Annotated in this window: 16 protein-coding genes; 11 read left to right on the top strand and 5 right to left on the bottom strand. The window is 69.4% G+C overall.

Features of this window, described 5'->3' with window-relative positions:
• Positions 1-70 precede the first annotated feature (70 nt).
• The 4 genes from nadA (at position 71) to JWQ05_RS06200 (ending at position 4,429) form a co-directional block, all read left to right on the top strand.
• Positions 71-1,138, top strand: coding sequence for a quinolinate synthase NadA (nadA, locus tag JWQ05_RS06185; RefSeq protein ID WP_299656157.1), 1,068 nt, complete (start codon positions 71-73; stop codon positions 1,136-1,138).
• Positions 1,138-2,682, top strand: a complete 1,545-nt coding sequence (locus JWQ05_RS06190) for an L-aspartate oxidase (RefSeq protein WP_299656160.1) — start codon at positions 1,138-1,140, stop codon at positions 2,680-2,682. Before nadA ends, JWQ05_RS06190 begins: the two co-directional genes overlap by 1 nt.
• Before the next feature lie 28 nt (positions 2,683-2,710).
• On the top strand, positions 2,711-3,574 hold the full coding sequence (gene nadC / locus JWQ05_RS06195; protein ID WP_299656163.1) for a carboxylating nicotinate-nucleotide diphosphorylase: 864 nt from the start codon (positions 2,711-2,713) through the stop codon (positions 3,572-3,574).
• Between the two features lie 192 nt (positions 3,575-3,766).
• Positions 3,767-4,429, top strand: coding sequence for a L,D-transpeptidase (locus JWQ05_RS06200; protein WP_299656166.1), 663 nt, complete (start codon positions 3,767-3,769; stop codon positions 4,427-4,429).
• A 76-nt stretch (positions 4,430-4,505) separates the two neighbouring features.
• On the opposite strand, the gene JWQ05_RS06205 is transcribed toward JWQ05_RS06200, so the two are convergent.
• The gene (locus JWQ05_RS06205) at positions 4,506-4,853 is read right to left on the bottom strand and encodes a DUF6460 domain-containing protein (RefSeq protein WP_299656169.1); all 348 of its coding nucleotides are present in this window, start codon (positions 4,851-4,853) and stop codon (positions 4,506-4,508) included.
• Between the two features lie 267 nt (positions 4,854-5,120).
• Between JWQ05_RS06205 and JWQ05_RS06210 the strand changes: the two genes are divergently transcribed.
• From JWQ05_RS06210 to pdeM, 3 genes are read left to right on the top strand one after another with little or no spacing between them, the layout of a single operon-like run.
• A complete protein-coding gene (locus JWQ05_RS06210; RefSeq protein WP_299656172.1) occupies positions 5,121-6,083 on the top strand; it encodes an alpha/beta hydrolase in 963 nt (320 codons plus the stop codon).
• 23 nt (positions 6,084-6,106) lie between these two features.
• A complete protein-coding gene (locus JWQ05_RS06215; RefSeq protein ID WP_299656175.1) occupies positions 6,107-8,728 on the top strand; it encodes a ligase-associated DNA damage response DEXH box helicase in 2,622 nt (873 codons plus the stop codon).
• Positions 8,729-8,771: 43 nt separating this feature from the next.
• Positions 8,772-9,482 (top strand): ligase-associated DNA damage response endonuclease PdeM, encoded by a 711-nt coding sequence (gene pdeM, locus JWQ05_RS06220; protein WP_299656203.1) that lies wholly within the window; start codon positions 8,772-8,774, stop codon positions 9,480-9,482.
• A gap of 29 nt (positions 9,483-9,511) precedes the next feature.
• Here pdeM and JWQ05_RS06225 read toward each other — a convergent pair whose 3' ends face one another.
• Both JWQ05_RS06225 and JWQ05_RS06230 read right to left on the bottom strand, forming a co-directional pair.
• Positions 9,512-9,949 carry a DUF3429 domain-containing protein gene (locus JWQ05_RS06225; protein WP_299656178.1) on the bottom strand — a complete coding sequence of 146 codons (438 nt, stop codon included), beginning with the start codon at positions 9,947-9,949 and terminating at the stop codon, positions 9,512-9,514.
• Positions 9,950-10,072: 123 nt separating this feature from the next.
• The gene (locus tag JWQ05_RS06230) at positions 10,073-13,372 is read right to left on the bottom strand and encodes a hypothetical protein (protein WP_299656181.1); all 3,300 of its coding nucleotides are present in this window, start codon (positions 13,370-13,372) and stop codon (positions 10,073-10,075) included.
• A gap of 281 nt (positions 13,373-13,653) precedes the next feature.
• Here JWQ05_RS06230 and JWQ05_RS06235 point away from each other — a divergent pair, with 281 nt between their 5' ends.
• The 3 genes from JWQ05_RS06235 (at position 13,654) to JWQ05_RS06245 (ending at position 17,372) form a co-directional block, all read left to right on the top strand.
• On the top strand, positions 13,654-15,441 hold the full coding sequence (locus JWQ05_RS06235) for an acyl-CoA dehydrogenase C-terminal domain-containing protein (RefSeq protein ID WP_299656184.1): 1,788 nt from the start codon (positions 13,654-13,656) through the stop codon (positions 15,439-15,441).
• A 131-nt stretch (positions 15,442-15,572) separates the two neighbouring features.
• Positions 15,573-16,781: an acetyl-CoA C-acetyltransferase gene (locus tag JWQ05_RS06240; RefSeq protein ID WP_299656187.1), complete on the top strand. Its 1,209-nt coding sequence runs from the start codon at positions 15,573-15,575 to the stop codon at positions 16,779-16,781.
• Positions 16,782-16,883: 102 nt separating this feature from the next.
• Positions 16,884-17,372, top strand: a complete 489-nt coding sequence (locus JWQ05_RS06245; RefSeq protein ID WP_299656191.1) for a hypothetical protein — start codon at positions 16,884-16,886, stop codon at positions 17,370-17,372.
• A 30-nt stretch (positions 17,373-17,402) separates the two neighbouring features.
• Here the strand turns inward: JWQ05_RS06245 and JWQ05_RS06250 are convergent, their stop codons facing one another.
• Positions 17,403-18,188: an EAL domain-containing protein gene (locus JWQ05_RS06250; protein ID WP_299656194.1), complete on the bottom strand. Its 786-nt coding sequence runs from the start codon at positions 18,186-18,188 to the stop codon at positions 17,403-17,405.
• Positions 18,189-18,297: 109 nt separating this feature from the next.
• Here JWQ05_RS06250 and JWQ05_RS06255 point away from each other — a divergent pair, with 109 nt between their 5' ends.
• On the top strand, positions 18,298-20,502 hold the full coding sequence (locus JWQ05_RS06255) for a 3-hydroxyacyl-CoA dehydrogenase NAD-binding domain-containing protein (RefSeq protein ID WP_299656197.1): 2,205 nt from the start codon (positions 18,298-18,300) through the stop codon (positions 20,500-20,502).
• Positions 20,503-20,658: 156 nt separating this feature from the next.
• Here JWQ05_RS06255 and msrP read toward each other — a convergent pair whose 3' ends face one another.
• The gene (gene msrP, locus JWQ05_RS06260; protein WP_299656200.1) at positions 20,659-21,615 is read right to left on the bottom strand and encodes a protein-methionine-sulfoxide reductase catalytic subunit MsrP; all 957 of its coding nucleotides are present in this window, start codon (positions 21,613-21,615) and stop codon (positions 20,659-20,661) included.
• Positions 21,616-21,674 lie beyond the last annotated feature (59 nt).

Consider the following 21,674-nt stretch of genomic DNA (forward strand, 5'->3'; position numbering starts at 1 on the left):
GCAAAAACGTTATGCTCAAAGGCTGCATATCTGGACAACCGGGGACGACACGCCTACGTTAGTCGGCACAATGCTCAGTTTGAGCATAAGTGAGGACGCGTCAATGGCGGCGACCAGTCTCCCGAACGGCACGAGTTTCCAGGGCGTCCCCGGCGCGATTTCCGGCAGCCTGCCCCTGCCGGACATCTATGCCCGCGTCAGCCGCCACGTGCCCGCCATCGAATGGCCGGCGCTCGCCGAGGACGTGGCCGCGATCCTGGAACTGAAGAAGGCGCGCAACGCCGTCATCCTCGCGCACAACTACCAGGCGCCCGAGATCTTCCACACGGTGGCGGACATCGTCGGCGACAGCCTGGCGCTGGCCCGCGAGGCCGTGACGGTGGATGCCGACGTGATCGTGCTCGCGGGCGTGCACTTCATGGCCGAGACGGCCAAGCTCCTGAACCCGGGCAAGACCGTGCTGATCCCGGACAGCCGCGCCGGCTGTTCGCTCGCCGACTCGATCACCGCCGCCGACGTGCGCGGCCTGCGCGAGAAATACCCGGGCGTGCCCATCGTCACCTACGTCAACACCTCCGCCGCCGTGAAGGCGGAATCCGACCTGTGCTGCACCTCCGGCAACGCGGTCGAAGTGGTGCGTTCGCTGAACGCGCCGCGCGTGCTGATGATCCCCGACGAGTTCCTGGCCCAGAACGTCCAGGCCATGGTGCCGGAGGTCGAGATCCTGACCTGGGCCGGGCATTGCGAGGTGCACGAGCTTTTCACACCCGCCGACATTCGCGAGGTGCGCGAGAGCTATCCCGGCGTCACCGTCATCACGCACCCGGAATGTCCCCCGGATGTCGTGGCGGAAGCCGACTTCTCCGGCTCCACCGCCATGATGATGAACTTCGTCCTGGAGAAGCGCCCGAAACAGGTCGTGCTCGTGACCGAGTGCTCGATGGGCGACAACATCGCGGCGGCCAACCCGGACATCGAGTTCATCAAGCCCTGCAACCTGTGCCCGCACATGAAGCGGATCAGCCTGAAGAACATCCGCCGCGCCCTGGAGACCATGACCCACGAGGTCACCGTCGAGCCCGAACTCGCCGAGCGCGCCCGGATGGCGGTGGAACGCATGCTCGCGGTGCGCACCTGATGAACGCGCACGCACCGTTCTCCTTCGCGCTCGCCGCCCCCGACCGGATCGTGGTGGTCGGTGCCGGCATCGCCGGTCTCGCCACGGCGCTCCGCCTCGCGCCCCGCCCCGTCACCCTGGTCACCGCCGCCCCCCTCGGGACCGGGACCGCCACGGGTTGGGCTCAGGGCGGCATCGCCGCCGCCATGGGCGAGGACGACGCGCCCGATCTCCACGCCGCCGACACCCTGGCGGCCGGCGCCGGCCTCACGGAGACGGATGTCGCCGCACGCGTCGCCGCCGCCGGCCCCGGCTTGATCGACTGGCTCGTCGGCCTCGCCGCGCCCTTCGACCGGGACGCCGCCGGCAACCTCGCCCTCGGGCTCGAGGCCGCGCATTCGCGCCGCCGCATCGTGCGGGCCGGTGGGGATTCGACGGGCCGGATCGTGCTCGAGACGCTGGTGCGCGCGGTGGGGCGGACACCGTCCATCACCGTGCTCGTCGCCTCCGCGCGCGACCTGATGCGGGACGCGCACGGTGCGGTCGCGGGCGTGGTCTGCGAGCGCGACGGCGTGGCGTTCGCGCTGCCCGCCCGCGCGGTGGTGCTGGCGACGGGCGGCCTCGGGGCGCTCTACGCCTCGACCACGAATCCGCGCGGCGCCACCGGACGGGGCCTCGCCCTCGCGGCCCGGGCCGGTGCCACCCTGCGGGACATGGAGTTCGTGCAGTTCCACCCCACCGCCATGGCGGTGGGTATCGACCCGATGCCGTTGGCGACGGAAGCCCTGCGTGGCGAGGGCGCGCGCCTGATCGACGAGAGCGGGGCCCCGGTGATGGCCGGCATCACCGGCGGCGATCTCGCACCCCGCGATGTCGTGGCGCGCGCCATCTTCCAGGCGCGGGCGCGCGGCGCCGAGGTCTTCCTCGATTGCCGGGGGGCGCTCGGTGCCCGGATGGCGACGCGCTTTCCCACCGTGGCGGGCCTGTGCGCCGCCGCCGGCATCGACCCGCGGAGTCAGGCCATTCCGGTCCGGCCGGCGGCGCATTATCACATGGGCGGCATCAAGGTGGATGGGAGCGGCGCCGGCACGGTGCCGGGCCTGTTCGCCTGCGGCGAGGTCGCCTCCAGCGGCCTGCACGGGGCCAATCGCCTCGCCAGCAATTCGCTGCTCGAAGCCATGGCCTTCGCGCCCTGGATCGCCGAGGCCATCGGCGCCCTGGCCGCTCCGGGACAGCCCCTTGCCGAGCCGGCAGCGCCGCGCGGGCCGGTCGATATCGAGGCCCTGCGGAATGTCATGGAACGCCGCGTCGGCGTCGTCCGCGACGCCGATGGGCTTACGCAAGCCCTCCGACACCTGGTGCGGGCGACAGCAACCGGCAGCGACGCGGCCCTGACGGGTCTGGCCATCGCGGCGTCAGCGGCATCGCGGCGGGAAAGCCGCGGGGCCCACTGGCGCAGCGACCACCCGGGCCAGAACGTGCCGGTGCACACCGAGATCACGCTGGCTGACCTCCACGCGATGGCCGATGCCGTCGAGCCCGGCCGCGATGTCGTCGCCGCCTGAACCCGCGTTCCCCTATCCGGACACCGCCATGCTCAATCGCACCAACCTCGCCCCCCTGCCCCGCCTGATGGTGGAGCCGATCGTGCGCGCGGCACTGCTGGAGGATCTCGGCCGGGCGGGCGACATCACCACCGACGCGATCGTGCCCGCGAGCGCGCGCCTGGAGGGTGTCATCGCCGCCCGGCAGGAGGGCGTGATCTCGGGCGTCGACACGGCCGTCATCGCATTCGGACTGATCGACCCCACCGTCTCGGTGATGGTCGAGCGGGCCGATGGAAGCCGCGTGACGCCGGGCGACGTGGTGATCCGCCTTTCCGGCCCGGCCCGCGCGATCCTGACCGCCGAGCGCGTGGCGCTCAATCTCCTGTGCCGGATGTCCGGGGTCGCCACCGCCACCGCCTCCCTCGTCGAGGCCGCGCGCCCGCACGGCAAGGCCCGCATCGTCTGCACCCGCAAGACCACCCCCGGCCTGCGGGCGCTGGAGAAGCATGCGGTGCGGGCGGGCGGCGGATCGAACCACCGCTACGGCCTCGACGACGCCGTGCTGATCAAGGACAACCACGTGGCCGTCGCCGGCGGTATCGTGCCGGCGATCGAGCGCGCCCGCGCCTATGCCGGGCACCTCGTCAAGATCGAGGTCGAGGTCGACACGCTGGAGCAGCTCGAACAGGCGCTGTCCGTCCGCGCCGATGCCGTGCTCCTCGACAACATGACGCCGGAGCAGCTCGCCGAGGCCGTGGCGATGATCGACGGTCGCGCCATCGCGGAGGCCTCGGGCCGGATCAACCGCGACACCGTCGGGGCCGTCGCGGCATCGGGCGTGGACCTCATTTCCTGCGGCTGGATCACCCACAGCGCACCGATCATCGACCTGGGCCTGGACGCGGTCTGAACAGTCGCCTTTACGGCCAAGGTGCCACGGTGTTGCCACGAAATCACGACGCTTCGGCAAGCGTCGTTGCAGCGCGAATAGAGCTTGGCTTTGGGGTGGGAGCGTTTACGTCTTGGGCACACTTCGCACCGTAACGTGCGTCAAGTTTTCCACGATGTTTCCACAGAATTCGTTCGTTCTCGAGAGGCCCCGATGCGCCGTTTCGCCCCCGCCCTGACCGGGCTCGTCTGTACACTGGGCGCCTGGGCTTCGCCCGCGGTCGCCTATGAGATCGACCCCCTCACCCGCCAGCCCCTCGACAACGCCCTGGTGATCCGGGTGCGTCCGCAGAACGAGCCGGTCGTCATCCCGACCGCCAACGCCTCCCTGCCGGCCGACCCGATGACCCCCGCTTCGGCGGTGCCGCAGATGTCGGCCATCCAGCGTGACGAAGTCGCGTTCGCCGGCAGCTACGCTCCGGGCACCATCGTGGTCTCCACGGCCGAGCGCCGCCTGTACTACGTGCTGGGCGACGGCAAGGCCCTGCGCTACGGCGTCGGCGTCGGCCGCCCGGGCTTCACCTGGGGCGGCGTGCAGACGATCACGATGAAGCGCGAGTGGCCCGATTGGCGCCCGCCGTCGGAGATGCTGCGCCGCCGTCCCGACCTGCCGCGCTTCATGAAGGGCGGTATCGAGAACCCGCTCGGCGCCCGCGCCATGTACCTCGGCAACTCGATCTATCGCATCCACGGCTCGAACGAGCCGGAGACGATCGGCACCGCCGTCTCCTCGGGCTGCATCCGCATGACCAACGACGACGTGGCCGACCTCTACACCCGCGCCAAGGTCGGCGCGAAGGTCATCGTCCAGCGCTGAGCCGCCACACGTTCGAACGCTGACCAGGGCCGGTGGGAAACACCGGCCCTTTTTCGTGCGCGCTGCCCTCGTGGGGCTACTTCGACACGGCGAAGAAGCGGGACAGCAGCCAGAGCGGCACCACCACCACGGCACCGGCCAGGATCCAGCGGCCGAAATCATGGAAGGTGTCGAGGCCGAGGTCGATCAGTTGGCGCGCGGCGTCGTAGGCGTGCCAGAACAGCAGCCCCGGAGTGACGCCGAGCATCGCCATGACGGCGCCGACGAGTACCGACAGGAAGAGCAGCTTCATGAACACGGCGGCCGGCGAGCCGCCGAGGAAGCGCCGCAGGGCCGACCGACGGCCCTGATCCGGGAACGGCGCTCCGGCGTAGGGCTGGCCCGGATAGGGCGACGGGCGGCGCGGATCGTGGTCGGGGGTCATGCGCTGATTCCTGTGGGCGCTCCGGCCGGCATCGCGCCGGTCCGATCTCCGACAGATGAGGATCGTGAGCGCGCGGTTCCATCCCTCAACCCGTCGAACCGGGCGGAAGCGTGGCGTCCGCGACACAGGTCTGCTGAAACCGGACGGTCGGCCGGGCGTTAGGCGGTTTCGCACGTGGTACGGATGGCCCCCTTCCGTGCACGGTCCCATTTTGCGGATGCGGTTCCCGCGCCACCGGTCCACCTTTCTGATGAAACGAACGCGTTCATGATCGACCACGCCCTGTTCGATCCGGCGATGATCGATCCGGACACCAAGCGCCTGAATGCCGAGATCGTGGCCGCCCACGCCGCGCAGGCGGACCCGTGGTCGATCCCGATGACGGAGGTGCGCGCCCGCCGCCGCCAGGGCACCCAGGCCTCCCCGGCGATGCCCCGCAGCGCCCGCGCCGAGACCCTGACCATCGAGGGTCCCGCCGGCCCCCTGCAACTGCGCGTGATCCGACCGAACCCGAAGAAATGGGCGAAGCTGCGCGGGGCCTACCTGCACATCCATCGCGGTGGCTGGGTCTGGGGCTCGGCCGACGAGCAGGACCCCTGGCTGGAGCGGATCGCCGACGCGTGCGGCTTCGTCTGCCTCTCGGTGGAATACCGGCTGGCGCCCGAGCACCCCTACCCGGCGGCGCTCGAGGATTGCGAGGCGGCGGCCCTCTGGCTCGCCGGGCCGGGCCGGGCCGAGTTCGGCGTCTCCGCCCTCACCATCGGCGGCGAATCGGCGGGTGCCCAGCTCGCCGTGATGGTGCTTCTGCGCCTGCGCGACCGGCACGCGCTGCCGCGCGCCTTCCGGGGCGCCAACCTCAATGCCGGGTTCTTCGACCTCGGCCTGACCCCGAGCGTGCGCAACTGGGGCGAACAGCGCCTGGTGGTGAACACCGAGGACCTGACCCGCTTCGCCAACGTGTATGTCCGCGACGGGATCGACCGGCGCCGGCCCGACGTGTCGCCGGTCTACGCCGACCTCAAGGGCCTGCCGCCGGCCCTGTTCACGGTCGGCACGCACGATCCGCTCCTCGACGACACGCTCTACATGTCGGCCCGCTGGGCCGCGGCCGGCAACGGTGGGCACACGGCGATCTATCCCGGCGGCTGCCACGTCTTCGTGCGCTACCCCGGCGCCATGACCGAGCGCGCGCTCGAGCTGATCGACCGGTTCCTGATGGCGCTGGCCTGAGCGCCCCCGCCCCCCCATCCCCGTTGCCGGAGCGCTTCGGGGCTTGGTTCGCGTCGCGCGGATGGGCGCCCCGGCCGCACCAGCTCGAACTCCTCGACCTCGTGCATGCCGGGCGCTCGGCCCTGCTAGTGGCGCCAACGGGGGCGGGCAAGACCTTGGCGGGGTTCCTGCCGAGCCTGACCGCGCTGGCGGGGCGCCCGCCCTCGGCGAAGTCGCGCGGCCTGCACACCCTCTACATCTCGCCCCTCAAGGCGCTCGCCGTCGACATCGCCCGAAACCTCGAAGCGCCGATCGACGAGATGGGGCTCGGCATCCGGGTCGAGACGCGCACCGGCGACACGCCCTCGCACAAGCGCACCCGGCAGATCGCCCGACCGCCCGACATCCTGCTGACCACGCCGGAGCAGCTCTCTCTGCTGATCGCGCATCGCGAAGCGAGCGACCTCTTCGCCTCGCTCTCCTGCGTGGTGCTCGATGAGTTGCACGCCCTCGTCACCTCGAAGCGCGGCGACCTCCTGTCGCTCGCGCTCGCCAGGCTGCACCGCCTCAGCCCCGGGCTCACCGCCATCGGATTGTCCGCGACCGTGCGCGAGCCCGACGAACTGCGCCGGTATCTCATGCCGCAGGGCCGCCGCGCGGATCCAGGACAGGAAGTTCGCCTTCTCGAAGAGGAGGGACCGGCCGAGGTGCGTGGATCGTCCGAAGACGCCGCCCCCCTCGCCGCAGCGCTCGCCTCTCGGGCAAGGAAGCGGGACGATGACGACGAACCGCCGGTATCGAGCCCGATGGCCGATCTGGTCGTGGTGAAGGGCGGCGCGGCCCCAGACCTGCACATGCTCGACACCGGGCTGACCCTGCCGCTCGCCGGCCACACCGCCTGGCAGGCGATGCCGGCGATCTACGACCTGATCGGGCGGCACAGGACCGTGCTGGTCTTCGTCAACACCCGGCTCCAAGCCGAATACACCTTCCAGGAGCTGTGGCGGATCAACGAGGAGAACTATCCGATCGCGCTCCACCACGGCTCGCTCGACGCGACGCAGCGCCGGCGGGTGGAGGCCGCGATGGCGGCGGGGCAGTTACGCGCCATCGTCTGCACGGCGACCCTCGATCTCGGGATCGACTGGGGTGACGTCGACCTCGTGGTGAATATCGGCGCACCGAAGGGTGCGAGCCGGATCATGCAGCGCATCGGGCGCGCCAACCACCGCATGGACGAGCCGTCCAAGGCCTATCTGGTGCCGGCCAACCGCTTCGAGATGCTCGAATGCCAAGCTGCACTCGACGCGGTGGAGGCTGCCGCCCAGGACACGCCGGATGCGCGCCTCGGCGCGCCGGATGTGCTGGCCCAGCATGTGCTCGGCATGGCCTGCGCCGACGCCTTCGATCCCCTGCAACTCTACGACGAGGTCACTTCGGCGGCGCCCTATGCCGGGCTGTCCTGGGAGGCGTTCGAGGCGGTGGTCGATTACGTGGCCACCGGCGGCTACGCGTTGCGCGCCTACGAGCGCTTCGCCAAGATCCTGCGTGGCCCCGACGGGCTCTGGCGGGTGCGCGATGCCCGCGTCGCCCAGCAATACCGGATGAATGTCGGCACCATCGTCGAATCCGCCAAGGTGAAGGTGCGTCTGGCGCGCGGCGTGCGCGGTAAGCCGGGCGCGATCCTACCCAGGGGCGGGCGCGTCCTCGGCGAGATCGAGGAGGATTTCGCCGACACCCTGACGCCGGGGGACACCTTCCTGTTCGCGGGCGAGGTGCTGCGCTTCGAGGGCCTTTCCGAGGACGAGGCCCTGGCGACCCGGGCAGGCCCCGGCACAGACCCGGCCATTCCATCCTATGCCGGCTCGAAGTTTCCGCTCTCGACCTTCCTGGCCGCCCGGGTGCGCGCCCTCATCGCCGATCCGTTCGAGTGGGACCGCCTGCCAAAGCAGGTGGCCGCCTACCTGCTCCAGCAGCGCAGCCGCTCGCTGCTGCCGGGCGAGCGCGACCTCCTCGTCGAGACCTTTCCCCGGAGCGGGCGCTACTACCTCACGGCGTTTCCGTTCGAGGGCCGCCTCGCTCACCAGACACTCGGCATGCTGCTGACGCGGCGCCTGGAGCGGGCGCGAATGCGCCCGCTCGGCTTTGCCGCCAACGATTACGGCATCGCGATCTGGCTCAACCGCGACGTCGGCGCGCGCATCGGCATCGAGCCGGACTTTCTGGAGAGCCTGTTTGCGGAGGACATGCTCGGCGACGATCTCGAAGCCTGGCTCGACGAATCCGCCATGATGAAGCGCACCTTTCGCCAATGCGCGGTGATCGCCGGGTTGATCGAGCGGCGCTATCCGGGCCAGGCCAAGACCGGACGGCAGGTCACGATCTCCACCGATCTCGTCTACGACGTGCTGCGCAAGCACCAGCCGGACCACCTTCTCCTGAAGGCGGCACGGCAGGATGCGGCAACCGGACTCCTCGACGTGAAGCGCCTGGGTATGATGTTGAGGCGCATCCAGGGGCGAATCATCCACAAGGCGCTCGATCGCGTCTCACCTCTCTCCGTGTCCGTCATGCTCGAGATCGGGCGCGAGCGGGTCTACGGCGAGGGCGCGGACGAGATTCTGGCCGAAGCCGAGGCGCAGTTGCTCGAAGAGGCGCTGGGCTGAGACTGCGGTGAAACACCCCGTTCCGAACACAGAGGATGCGGTTTTGGCGCTCGGCCAGAGACTTCAGAAGACCACCCGCCCCGGCCTGACGCTCGCCGGAGAGATCCTCACCCTCGACCTCTGCGGCGGCCTCTGGCTGAGCCGCCTCCGGACGCTGATTGTGTCCGATCTCCACCTGGAGAAGGGCTCGGCCTATGCCGCGCGCTCCGGCCAGTTCCTGCCGCCCTACGACACCCGCGAGACCCTGGCCTGCCTGCACGAGGTGGTGGCCCGTCTGGACCCCGCCTGTGTCGTCGCGCTCGGCGACTCATTCCACGATGCGCGCGGACCCGAGCGGATGGAGCCCGGCGACCGCGCCATGGTGGCTGCCCTGCAGGAAGGGCGTGACTGGGTGTGGATCGCGGGCAACCACGACCACGCGGTGAGCGAGGGCGTCGGCGGGCGCTACGCGGAGACCCTGGCGCTCGGCGGGTTGACCCTGCGGCACGAACCCTCCCTCGATGCGCCCGACGGGGAGGTCGCCGGGCACCTGCATCCCTGCGGCAAGGTCGCGATGCGCGGTCGCGCCGTGCGCCGCCGCTGCTTCGTCACGGACGGACGCCGCCTGATCATGCCCGCCTTCGGCGCCTATGCGGGTGGGCTCAACGTCCGCAACGCAGCGTTCGACCCACTGTTTCCGGCGGGCTTCACGGCGCACCTCTTGGGAGACGGCCGTGTCTTCGCCATCGGCAAGGGGATGTTGAGCAAGGATTGATCCGGCATTGATCGGCAAGCGAGGATCGATCAGGCCGCGAGCAGCAGCGAGGCGCCGGCCACCCCCGAGAGGGCGAGGCGCAGGCGGCCGAGCCAGACCGGGACGAGGCCGCGTCGTGGCAGGTCCTGGTCGACGAGGCCCCATGCGAGCACGAGGACGCCCAGGATGCGCAGATCCCACGGGGCAGGAGCGGCGAGCGCCGCCCAGGCGATCAGCGAGGGCAGGATCGCGATGGCGTAATCCGCGCCGCCGGAATTGCGGGCTGCCGCCGCGCCCCACCGAATCCCGCCGAGGAACGAAGCGATGACCGCCCCGTAGGTCGAGAGCATCAGGCGCGGGCTCAAGCCTATGGTGCTCAAGCCCCCATCGGTGCCGCTGATCGAGAGCAGGGCAAAACCCAGGAACGGGATCAACCCGGCGATCCCCAGGATGAGGGCGGCGGGTGGCACCGTTGTCACGCGCGCCATCGGCACTCCGGTCTTCTTCGGTCGCACGAAGCGCGACCCGCTTGGCCTAACGCCCGGACCGCACGTCCGCTGCATCGCGGACCGGCGGCAGAAGCCCGCATGTGGACCGGAGACCAGTAAAGCTCAGATCTTGCGCGCGGGCGACACGGTGCCCGGGCTTGGCGGGGGTGCGCCCAGGAGGCTCATGGCGTTTTCGAGGACCATGGGCGCGGGGGCCTCGTTGGCCGCGGGCTCCGGCACGCGCGGCTTGAATGCCGCGGCCTGCGCCTTCACGGCGGCCAAAGCCTTCGGATCAAGCTTGGCGGCGACGTCGTCACGCTTCTTGGCGGCATCGCTGTCGCCCTGCGCGGCGGCCGCCGAAAACCACAGGTAGGATTGCCCCAGGTCCTGCGACACGCCCAGACCCCGGGCGTAGAGCACAGCGAGATTGTACTGGCTGTCGCGCAGGCCGAACTCGGCCCCGCGCTTGAACCATTGCGAGGCGGTGGCGAAATCGGGCTTGCCGCTCGCGGTCGGGTTCTCTGCGTGGATCACCGCGAGGTTGTGCATGGCCCGGGCGTTGCCGAGTTCGGCCGCGCGGCCGTACCAGAGCTTGGCCTGAACGAGGTCGCGCGGCATGCCGACGCCCTTCTCGTAGAGGCTGCCGAGCTTGTACTGCGCTGGGGCGTACCCGGCGCCGGCGAGCTTCTCGAAGATCTTGGCGGCGAGGCCGAGATCGCGCGTCATGCCGCGGCCCTCCGAGGCCCGCGAGGCAAGGTCGTAGGCGGCGATACCGTCGCCGTCGAGGACAGCCTGACGCAGCTTGCCGAGGGCCGGCGGCACGGCCGCGAGGTCTCCGGACAGGCTTGCCATGGCGGCGACGCGCGGCACGCTGACGATCTGGCCGGCGCTGGTCCGGGCGGGGGCGGTCGGCGCCGCGACGCTCGGCGTCTCGGCCAGGGACTGGGTCGTCTGCGGATCGGGGAGCGGCTTCGAATCAGATGTCCCGCCGGTCGCCTTGGCATCCGACAGCTTGTCGGACGGAGCGAGGCCCTGTCCATCGCGGGCGGTATCGGGTGTCGCCAGGGTCGTGGTCTCGGCCGTCACGGACGTGCTCGGCTCGCCGGAACGGCGGGCGTTCAGGGCCTGGAGGGCGCCGAGCGCCAGGACGATCGCCGCCAGCCCGAGAAGAAGGGGCTTGCGACGGCGGTCGATCTCGCCGCGCAGGCGCGCGAGCCGGCCTTCCGGCCGGGCGGCGCTCGCCGCGGTCTCACGGGTGTCGCGCGGTTCGAGGGGCACGGCCTGACCGGCCGCCTCGGCCTGCGCCGCCTGGGCCGCGCGACGGGCGGCAGCGATGAAGCTGCTCTTAATGTCGCTGTCGGCGCTGACCGGCACTTCGTCGAGATCCCTCGGCCGCTCCCGGCCAGGGCGTTGGGCGCCCGGCTCCAGGGGCAGATCGAGAGCAGCGTCGGGCAGGCTCGGCGCGCCGTGTCGCTCGGCGCGCAGCGTCTCCTGGCGCGGTCCGACCGATGCCGCCCGTTCGGCCAGGGTCTCGCGGACCGTGCGCGCGGCTGCAGGATTGGCGGTCTCGCCCTCGAGGGTGCCGAGGCGCCCGACGAGGCGTTCCAGGGCGGAATAGACCCCCGTGAGGGTCGATTGCATCCGCTGCTCGGACGCGACCTGATGCGCGCGCAGATCCACGAGGCTCGCCCGGAGCATGCCGACCTCGCCCGGATCGGCGACGGTACCGATGGTCTCCGCGACGGCGTTTCGGGCGGCCCGCTCCATCGCGGCCTCGATGGGGGCCTCGGCGCGCAGGGCCGAGACCTGACCGAGGAGGTCGCTCATGGTCCGTTCGAGGCCGGCGAGCGCCGGGTCGGCGTCGCGGGTGTCGATGCGCTGGGCCAGCGCCAATACCTGTTGCTCCAGGGCGTCGAGGCCCTCGTCACGCGGACCGTCGCCGGTGCCGATCCGGTCGAGCTTGACCGTCAGGTCGTGCAGCATCGCGTGGATGGAGGCGATGTCCTCGCCCGGCACGACGGGGCGGCGCAGCGTGGCGCCGAGATCCTCCAGACGGCCGATCAGGTCGCCGACCGGATTGATGTTGACGCGCTCCACCTGCTCGGCGAGCGCGTCGAGTCGGTGCAGGATCGCGTCGGATTGCCCGTCGAGGCCGGCCGGCGCATGGCCTCGCAGGGCGTCGAGCTTGGCGCCCATCTCCTGGATCTGCTCGCCGATGGCAGCGTCCGGACCCGTGCGCAGACCGCTGCGGATCTCCTCGAGCAGGGGGCGCAATTCCGAAAAGTCGCTGCCCTTGCCGGGCAGTCCGTCCTGGAGCTGCGAGATCTGGTTGCTGATCGCCTGCATGCCGGAGGCGAGGCTCTGGATCCGCTCGGGACCGGCGAGGGACCCGATCAGGCGACGGATCTCATCGAGTTCCCGGTACAGGCCCCCGAGGATGTCCTGCTCCACCACGCCGGCCGGCGCGTTGTGAAGAGCGCCGTCGACCTTCGCCGCGAGCCGCTCGACGTCGGCCGCGACGCGGGCATGGACGTTCTCCGCGACATCCTCGGCGAGCCGCTCGACCTGAACCCGGATCAACTCGATCGGGGCCGCGATGGCGGCGAGGTCGGAGGGCGCCTGCGCCTTCTGAACGCCTGCCGCGAGGGCGTGCATCGCCTGTTCGAGGGCGCCGATATCGCGTCCGCTCGCCAGCCCACCGATCGACTCGCGCAGGCGGTTGGTCTCGCTCTGGAGTTCGGCGATGGCCGGAGAGCTTGCCTTCGGCTCGTCCGTTTGCTGGGAGGTCGCAGTCCCACCGGCAAGCTCGCGCTGGCGCTGGCGGATTTCGCTCACGGCATCACGGATCTCCGTCACGACGGGACGGCCGCGACGGCCGAGCGCGCGCGGGGTCGCGAGCTGCTCGCCGATCTCTGTCATCCGGCGTTCGATCTCGGCGAGACGCAGAGCCATTTCCGTCGGTGGGGCGGCGACAGGCTCGGAAAGGCGCGCCTCGATCGTCCGGCGGGCGGTCTCCTGAGCGGTCTGGTTCTCGCGGGTCAGGCGCTGATCGATGGCATCGAGACGCCGCATCATTTCGGTGAGAGCGGAATCGATGCCGACCGTCGCACCGGACGCGTCAACCGCCTGCGAAGCGGCCGGGGCCTGCATCCGCGCGGGTGGGACGATCGCCGTCGAGGCCGGGGGCGCAGCAATGCTCGGGGACTCAGCCCGTATGTCTTGGACCTCGGTCTGACGCGGGGCCTCGAACGGCGTAGCGGTCGGAGGCGAAACGGCTGGCTGTGCGGGTCGACCCGTGCTGGGTTCGACGATCGAGGCGATCCAAGTCTCCACCGGAATGCCGGCTCGCCGGGCCACGTCGCGCGCCGCGTCGAGTACGTCGGGATCGAAGCCTTCGAGGTTCAGCGTGGCGTTGCGTGTCATCGTCAAACCTGACTCGGAGAAGTCCGTGGCTCGATCCGCGACAGCCCCCCACGAAAACGCAGGCGAGGGGTTAACGACAGATCCGGTATCCCCGACATTTGGTAGTCTTGGTAAACACCCGGTTAAGACCAGGCGAAATCCGGGCATCTGGGCCGGAACCGGTCTGGGCCTGAGGACCCCTTTTCGAGCGTGAAGAAATGGTTTATATGTGAACCATCAGGTGCGCCGGCGGCCGCAGGGCCGGTTCAGGACAGCAACCGATTCCGGGGAGATGCAGCGCGATGCCAAGCTACAAGGCACCGGTCGAGGACGTCCTGTTCCTCCTGAACGACGTGTTCGCGTTCCACCGATACGACAACCTGCGCGGCTTCTCGGACGCCTCGGCGGACGTGATCGAGGCGGTGCTGAACGAGGGCGCCAAGCTCGCCGAGACGGTTCTTTCCCCACTCAACGCGGTCGGCGACCGCGAGGGTTGCACCCGTCACGCCGACGGCAGCGTGACCACGCCGAAGGGCTTCAAGGCCGCCTATGACACCTATGCGGGCGGCGGCTGGATGGGCCTATCGATGCCCGAGGAATATGGCGGCCAAGCCCTGCCCCACACCCTGAACACCGCGATCCAGGAATTCGCCTCCGGCGCCAACCTCGCGCTGGGCATGTATCCGGGCCTGACCCAGGGCGCGATGGCTGCCCTCCTCGTCCACGGCTCCGAGGAGCAGAAGGCGACCTACCTGCCGAAGATGGTCGAGGGCGCATGGACCGGCACCATGAACCTCACCGAGCCGCATTGCGGCACGGATCTCGGCCTCCTCAAGACCAAGGCCGTACCGAACGGCGACGGCTCCTACAGCCTGACCGGCACCAAGATCTTCATTTCGGCGGGCGAGCACGACCTTTCCGAGAACATCATCCACCTCGTCATCGCCCGGATCGAGGGCGCGCCGGCCGGCACCAAGGGCATCTCGCTCTTCGTGGTGCCGAAGTTCCTCGTGACTCCGGATGGCTCCATCGGAGACCGCAACCCGGTCACCTGCGGCTCCCTCGAACACAAGATGGGCATCCACGGCAACTCGACCTGCGTCATGAACTATGACGGCGCCAAGGGCTGGCTGGTCGGCCAGGAGAATCGCGGGCTCAACGCGATGTTCGTGATGATGAACGAGGCGCGCCTCGCGGTGGGCGTCCAGGGCGTCGGCCAGTCCGAAGTCGCCTACCAGAACGCGGTCGCCTACGCCAAGGACCGCCTGCAGGGTCGTTCGCTCACCGGCGCCAAGGCGCCGGACAAGGCCGCCGACCCCATCATCGTCCACCCGGACGTGCGCCGGACGCTGATGGGTATCCGCGCCTTCAACGAGGCGGCCCGGGCCCTCGTGCTCTGGACCGCGCTCCAGGCCGATATCGGGCATCGCTCCGACGACGCGGCGCAGCGCCAGGCGGCCGACGACCATATGGGGCTGATGACCCCCGTGGTGAAGGGCGTGCTCACCGACCGGGGGTTCGCCAACGCCGTCGAGGCCCAGCAGATGTTCGGCGGGCACGGCTACATCGAGGAATGGGGCATGTCGCAGTTCGTGCGCGATGCCCGCATCGCGATGATCTACGAGGGCGCCAACGGCATCCAGGCCATGGATCTCATCGGCCGCAAGCTGCCCAAGGACGGCGGCCGCGCGATGATGAGCTTCCTCGGCGAGGTCCAGACCTTCATCAAGGACCACGGCGAGGACGAGGCGATGAAGCCCTACGTCGCCCCGCTCCAGACCGGCCTGAACGACCTGCAGGGCGCCACCATGTGGTTCATGCAGAACGCCTTCACGAAGCCCGACAATGCGGGTGCCGGCGCCACCGACTACATGCACCTCCTCGGACTCGTCGCCATGGGCTACATGTGGAGCCGGATCGCCAAGGCCGCGCTCGCACGTCAGGCGGACAGTGCGTCCGATGCGATGGCCGCCAAGCTGGTGGTCGGCCGCTTCTACATGGAGCGGATGCTGCCCGAGACCGCGACGCGGCTGGTGCGGATCAAGGCCGGTTCCGAGACGACGATGGCGCTCGCCGCCGAGGCGTTTTAGACCGTCGCGACGAATCTTCCGGACGCGGCACGATCCCGGGCCTCCCGCCTGGGCGAACCTCGGGTTCGCACCGGGATCGGCCATCCTTTGAAAGCCGTCGCCCGCCAAGGGCGACCCACAGGGAAGCGCGCATGCCCGAGGCCTTCATCTACGATCACGTCCGCACCCCCCGGGGACGCGGCAAGCCCGACGGCGCGCTGCACGAAGTGACGGCCCTGCGCCTCGCAGAGGTCGCGTTGCGCGCCCTCAAGGAGCGCAACGGCCTCGACACGAAACGTATCGACGACGTGGTGCTCGGCTGCGTCGATCCGGTCGGCGAGGCCGGCGGCGACATCGCCCGCGCCGCCGCGTTGGTCGCGGATTACGGCACGCACGTGCCGGGCGTGCAGATCAACCGGTTCTGCGCCTCGGGCCTCGACGCGGTGAATTTCGCCGCCGCGCAGGTCATGGCCGGGCAGCACGACATGACGGTGGGCGGCGGCGTCGAGTCGATGAGCCGCGTCGGCCTCGGTGCCTCGGGCGGCGCCTGGCCCGTTGACCCCGCCATCGCGATCAAATCCTGGTTCATGCCGCAAGGTGTCTCGGCCGACCTCATCGCCACGAAATACGGCTTCAGCCGCGACGATTGCGATGCCTACGCCGTCGAGTCGCAGAAGCGCTCCGCCGCCTCCTGGGCCGAGGGGCGCTTTTCCAACGCGGTCGTGCCTGTGCGCGACATCAACGGCATCACCCTGCTCGCCAACGACGAGCACATGCGGCCGGCCACCGACATGCAGTCGCTCGGGCAACTCAAGGCCTCCTTCGTCCAGATGGGACAGATGGGCGGCTTCGACGCGGTGGCGGTCGATGCGCATCCGGACGTCGAGAGCGTCAACCACGTCCACCACGCGGGCAACTCGTCGGGTATCGTCGATGGCGCCGCAGCCGTGCTGATCGGCTCGGCCGACGCCGGCAGCGCCGCAGGCCTCCGGCCCCGTGCCCGCATCCGGGCGTTCGCCAATATCGGGTCCGATCCGGCCCTGATGCTCACCGGCCCCGTAGACGTGACCAGAAAGGTGCTGGCGCGCGCCGGCATGAGCCTCTCGGACATCGACCTGTTCGAGGTCAACGAGGCCTTCGCGGCGGTGGTCCTGCGCTTCCAGCAGGCCTTCAACGTGGACCCGGCCCAGATCAACGTCTGCGGCGGCGCCATCGCCATGGGCCACCCACTCGGCGCTACCGGCGCGATGATCCTCGGCACGGTTCTCGACGAACTGGAGCGCACCGGCAAGGAGCGCGCCCTCGTCACCCTCTGCATCGGCGCCGGCATGGGCACCGCGACCATCATCGAGCGGGTGTGAGGCTGGGTCGCCTCCCAAAGCCGGCCCGATTGGAGTAGACGGCGGCGCCCGCCGTCGCTCGACTGCGGGCGCAAAGCCAAGAAGATCGAGGACAACGCCACGATGACGCGCCTGCTCGCCACCCTCTGCCTGACCACCGCGCTCTGCCTGCCGGTCGCCGCCCGCGCCGACGACGCATCCGACCGGATCGCGGCGGCCAAAGACCTCGTCGAGAAGACGACCCTGAAAAATCTCGAGGTCGGCTTCACCGGCGCGCTCGAGAAGACCGTCGCGCCGATGAAGGACGACAAGGCCGACGCCGTCCGCAAGGAGATCCGCGCCGAGTTCGACAAGCAGCGCGAGACCATGCTCGACGGCCTGTCGAAGGCCTACGCCGAGAAGTTCACCCTGGAGGAGCTGAAGCGCCTCACCGAGATCTACGGCGACAAGACCTACCAGAAGTTCCAGGCGATCAACGCCGACCCGGCCTCCACGGTGACGGCGGTCTCGCAGGCTTCGGTGACGAAGCTCCTCAACATGCTGGCGATCGCCTCAGCCGGCGACTCGCAGGCCAATGGGGGCGGCGCCCCCATGCCGATGCCGGCACGCTGACGCGCACCGGCGGGCGTCCCGATGGCCGGCTCAAGCCACATGCGCAAAGGCGAGGCTGCCCGTCGGGAACCCTGCCACGGGTGGCAGGGCTTCGAGATGCGGCTTGGCGAAGTGGTAACCCTGGAACAGGGTTGCGCCGAGGCCGATCAGGGTTTCGAGCTCGGCCTCGGTCTCCACGCCCTCGGCGATCACCGCGATCTCCAGGGACTTGGCGACCGTCAGGATGCCCGCCACGATGATCCGGCGGCGGGCGTCGGTGTCGATGCCGCGCAGAAGGTCCATGTCGATCTTGATGAGGTCGGGACTGAAATTCGCCAGCAGGCTCAGGCCAGCGAAGCCCGCGCCGAAATCGTCGAGCGCCGTCAGGAATCCCTGGCGGCGGTACTCGGAGACGATACGCGCGACATGGGCGGTGTCGCGAAACTTCTCGTTCTCGGTGAATTCGAACATGATCCGGTCATGCGCGAAGCCGGCGCGGTGTGCCGCCTCCAGGGACGAGCGGATGCAGGCCGCCGGCTCGTAGACGGCGTTCGGCATGAAGTTGATCGAGAGGCGGGTCGCGTCGTCCGCCGGGAACAGGCGGCCGGCGAGGTCGATCGCTTTGACCCGGGCGGCCTGATCGAAGCGGTAGACGGTCTCCGGGGTCACGCGGCCCAGGATGGAAGCCGCCGATTCTCCGGCGGGGCCGCGCACCAGCGCCTCGTAGCCCCAGACCCGGTTGGTCGTGAAATCCAGGATGGGTTGAAACGCCATCGTGAAGGCAAAGTCGAGTTCCGCTCCGTCGCGGCAGCCCTTGCAGCCGATCCGTCCAGTCATGGTCGTGTCCTGTCGCGTGCCGGTGCCCCCCGGCCATTCCAGATGCACCGACAAGTTTTGACAGTGGCTTAAGGAAGCCGCTCCTTTGCCGTCCATTCGAGGATCAGCGATGAATCTCACCAACTTCCGATTCGAGACCGATGCCGACGGGATCGCGCTGGCGACCTGGGACATGCCCGGCCGTTCCATGAACGTCTTCACCGATGCGGTAATGGATGAGCTCGGCCAGATCGTCGACGCGGTGGTGGCCGATCCTGCGGTCAAGGGTTGCGTCATCGTCTCCGGCAAGGACAATTTCTCGGGCGGCGCCGACCTGACCATGTTGCAGGGGCTCGGCCGCGCGTTCGAGGCGCTGAAGGCCGAGCAGGGCGAGGAAGCGGCGATGCGCCACTTCTTCGAGGAATCGCGCAAGCTCACCTTGGTCTTCCGCAAGCTCGAGACCTGCGGCAAGCCTTTCGCGGCGGCTGTGAACGGGATCTGCCTCGGCGGCGCCTTCGAACTAGCCCTCGCGTGCCATTACCGGGTGCTCTCGGACGACCCCAAGACCCGCGTCGGCCTGCCCGAGATCAAGGTCGGCCTGTTCCCGGGCGGCGGCGGTACCCAGCGCGTGGCCCGCCTGATGCAGACCGGCGACGCCCTGCAGATGCTGTTCAAGGGCGAGCAGATCCGCCCCCTGATGGCCCGCAACATGGGCCTCGTCCACGAGGTCGCGGGCAGGGACGAGATCGTGGCCAAGGCCAAGGCCTGGATCGCCGCCGGCGGCTCGGCTGTCGCTCCCTGGGACCAGCCGAAGTTCAAGGCCCCCTCGGGCAAGGTCTACTCGCCCGCCGGCATGATGATCTGGCCCCCCGCCAATGCGATCTACCGGCGCGAGACCCACGACAACTACCCCGCCGCGAAGGCGATCCTGGCCTCCGTCTACGAGGGCCTGCAGCTGCCGATGGACCAGGCGCTTCGCGTCGAGAGCCGGTACTTCGCGCATATCCTGCGCAGCAAGGAGGCGGCGGCGATGATCCGTACGCTGTTCCTCTCCATGGGCGAGTTGAACAAGGGCGCGCGCCGGCCGAAGGCCGTGCCGGCCACCTCCGTCCGGAAGGTCGGCGTCGTCGGCGCCGGTTTCATGGGCGCGGGCGTCGCCTATGTCAGCGCCAATGCGGGCATGGAAGTCGTACTCGTCGACCAGTCCATCGAGGCGGCGGAGAAGGGCAAGGCCTACGCGCACAAGCTCGTCACCGACCAGATCAATAAGGGCCGGGCCAAGACTGCCGACCGTGACGCCCTGCTCGGGCGTATCCACGCCAGCGCCGACTACGCGGACCTCGCGTCCTGCGACCTCGTCATCGAGGCGGTGTTCGAGGACCCGGCGGTGAAGGCCGAGGTGATCGCCAAGGTCGAGGCGGTGATCCGCCCGGAGACGATCTTTGCCTCCAACACCTCCACCCTTCCGATTTCGGGCTTGGCCAAGACCTCGGCCCGGCCGGAGCAATTCGTCGGTATCCATTTCTTCTCGCCGGTGGAGAAGATGATGCTCGTCGAGATCATCAAGGGCGACCAAACCGGGGACACGGCGCTCGCCACCGCCCTCGACTACGTCAGGGCGATCAAAAAGACGCCGATCGTCGTCAACGACGCGCGCGGCTTCTTTGCCAACCGCTGTGTCGGCGCCTACCTGCTCGAAGGCCACACGATGCTCAACGAGGGCATTCCTGCGGCGATGATCGAGAATGCCGGGCGCCAGGCCGGCATGCCGGTCGGCCCGCTCTCGCTGACCGACGAGGTCGCGGTGGATCTCGCCCTCAGGATCGTCAAGGCGACGGAAGCGCAACTCGGCCCGGAGAGCATCGATCCCGCCCAGAAGGCGCTCCTCACAACCCTCGTGGAGGGCGAGGGCCGACTCGGCCGCAAGAACAAGCGCGGGTTCTACGACTACCCGGAGGGCGCGCCGAAGCGTCTCTGGCCGGGGCTCTCCGCTCTCCAAGCCACACGCATCGATCCCGACGCGGTGGATTTCGAGGAGCTGAAGCAGCGCCTCCTGGTCGTCCAGGCCCTGGAGGCCGCCCGAACGGTCGGCGAGGGCGTGATCACGGATCCGCGCGAAGCCGATGTCGGCTCGATCCTCGGATTCGGCTTCGCGCCCTTCACCGGTGGCGCCCTGTCCTACATCGACTTCATGGGTGCGGCGGCCTTCGTGTCGCTCGCACAGGGGCTCGAAGCCAAGCACGGACCCCGCTTCGCCGTGCCGCAGAACCTCCTCGACATGGCCGTCCGGAGCGGCACCTTCTACGGCGATGCCGCGGCGAAGAAGGCAGCTTAGGTGACGCGCCCGATCCGTTCAGGATCGGGCGCCCACCTCACTTGGTGAAATGGGAAAGCACCTCGAGAGGAGTGTGTGTGCAGGAGGGTCAACCCCGCCTGCGATGGATCGCTTTCGCCCGATGGCCCCGGTGCGCGTGATGAACCGGACGCGGCCTCAGACGAACAGCCGCTCCTTCTCCAGCCCCTTGTAGAGGCCGGCGACCTGCTCGCCGTAGCCGTTGTAGATCATGGTCGGCACGCGGGTGTCGGTGCCGAGCACCCGCTCCGTGGCCTGGCTCCAACGGGGGTGCGAGACGGCCGGATTCACGTTGGCCCAGAAGCCGTACTCGGCCGATTGCAGGCCCTCCCAGAAGGTCTTCGGCCGCTCGGCCACGAACGAGATCTTGGTGATCGATTTCACCGACTTGAAGCCGTACTTCCACGGAACCACGAGGCGGATCGGCGCGCCGAACTGGTTGGCGAGCGGCTTGCCGTAGACGCCCGTGGCGATGAAGGCGAGGTCGTTGGCGGCCTCCTCCAGGGTCAGTCCCTCGGTATAGGGCCAGGGATACAGGAACGATTTCTGGCCCGGCGCCATGGCGCGGTCGAGGAAGGTCTGCATCTGGATGTATTTCGCCCCCGAGGTCGGCTTGGCGAGCGCCACGAGCTTGGAGAGGGGAAAGCCGGTCCAGGGCACCGACATCGACCAAGCCTCGACGCAGCGGTGCCGGTAGAGGCGCTCTTCCAGCGTGACCTTCCGGATGATGTCGTCGACGCCCAGCGTCATAGGCTTCTCGACAAGCCCGTCGATGGTCACGGTCCAGGGTCGCGTCTTCAGGACGTTGGCGGCGGGCAACACCGATTTCGAAGTGCCGTATTCGTAGAAGTTGTTGTAATCCGCGCTGAACTTCTCCGGCGTCAGGGCGCGGTCGAGGGTGTAGGCCTCGTTGCGCTTGGCCGGATAGTGGTCGGCGGTGGGGTCGGCGGCCGCGAGGGCGGCGTCCGTGCTGATCAGCGACGCGGCCGCCAGGCCTGCCGCACCGCCGAGCAGGCTGCGCCGGTCGAGAAAGACGCTCTCCGGCGTCGCGAGATGTTCGGGCATCTCCCAGGCCCGCTTACGCCCGATCTGCATGTGATGTCCTCCTGCGGCGCGAAGTGCGCCGGCCCGTCGTCACGAGATCGGTCCGCGGC

The sequence above is a fragment of the Methylobacterium sp. genome (assembly GCF_028290105.1).
Taxonomy (GTDB): Bacteria; Pseudomonadota; Alphaproteobacteria; order Rhizobiales; family Beijerinckiaceae; genus Methylobacterium.

Excerpts from the sequence above, each read along its gene's own strand:
- JWQ05_RS06210 (WP_299656172.1), top strand. The coding sequence starts at position 5,121 with ATGATCGACCACGCCCTGTTCGATCCGGCGATGATCGATCCGGACACC.
- JWQ05_RS06225 (WP_299656178.1), bottom strand. The coding sequence starts at position 9,949 with ATGGCGCGCGTGACAACGGTGCCACCCGCCGCCCTCATCCTGGGGATC.
- JWQ05_RS06255 (WP_299656197.1), top strand. The coding sequence starts at position 18,298 with ATGAATCTCACCAACTTCCGATTCGAGACCGATGCCGACGGGATCGCG.
- JWQ05_RS06245 (WP_299656191.1), top strand. The coding sequence starts at position 16,884 with ATGACGCGCCTGCTCGCCACCCTCTGCCTGACCACCGCGCTCTGCCTG.
- JWQ05_RS06205 (WP_299656169.1), bottom strand. The coding sequence starts at position 4,853 with ATGACCCCCGACCACGATCCGCGCCGCCCGTCGCCCTATCCGGGCCAG.
- JWQ05_RS06235 (WP_299656184.1), top strand. The coding sequence starts at position 13,654 with ATGCCAAGCTACAAGGCACCGGTCGAGGACGTCCTGTTCCTCCTGAAC.
- nadA (WP_299656157.1), top strand. The coding sequence starts at position 71 with ATGCTCAGTTTGAGCATAAGTGAGGACGCGTCAATGGCGGCGACCAGT.
- JWQ05_RS06250 (WP_299656194.1), bottom strand. The coding sequence starts at position 18,188 with ATGACTGGACGGATCGGCTGCAAGGGCTGCCGCGACGGAGCGGAACTC.
- JWQ05_RS06230 (WP_299656181.1), bottom strand. The coding sequence starts at position 13,372 with ATGACACGCAACGCCACGCTGAACCTCGAAGGCTTCGATCCCGACGTA.
- JWQ05_RS06240 (WP_299656187.1), top strand. The coding sequence starts at position 15,573 with ATGCCCGAGGCCTTCATCTACGATCACGTCCGCACCCCCCGGGGACGC.
- msrP (WP_299656200.1), bottom strand. The coding sequence starts at position 21,615 with ATGCAGATCGGGCGTAAGCGGGCCTGGGAGATGCCCGAACATCTCGCG.
- JWQ05_RS06200 (WP_299656166.1), top strand. The coding sequence starts at position 3,767 with ATGCGCCGTTTCGCCCCCGCCCTGACCGGGCTCGTCTGTACACTGGGC.
- JWQ05_RS06190 (WP_299656160.1), top strand. The coding sequence starts at position 1,138 with ATGAACGCGCACGCACCGTTCTCCTTCGCGCTCGCCGCCCCCGACCGG.
- nadC (WP_299656163.1), top strand. The coding sequence starts at position 2,711 with ATGCTCAATCGCACCAACCTCGCCCCCCTGCCCCGCCTGATGGTGGAG.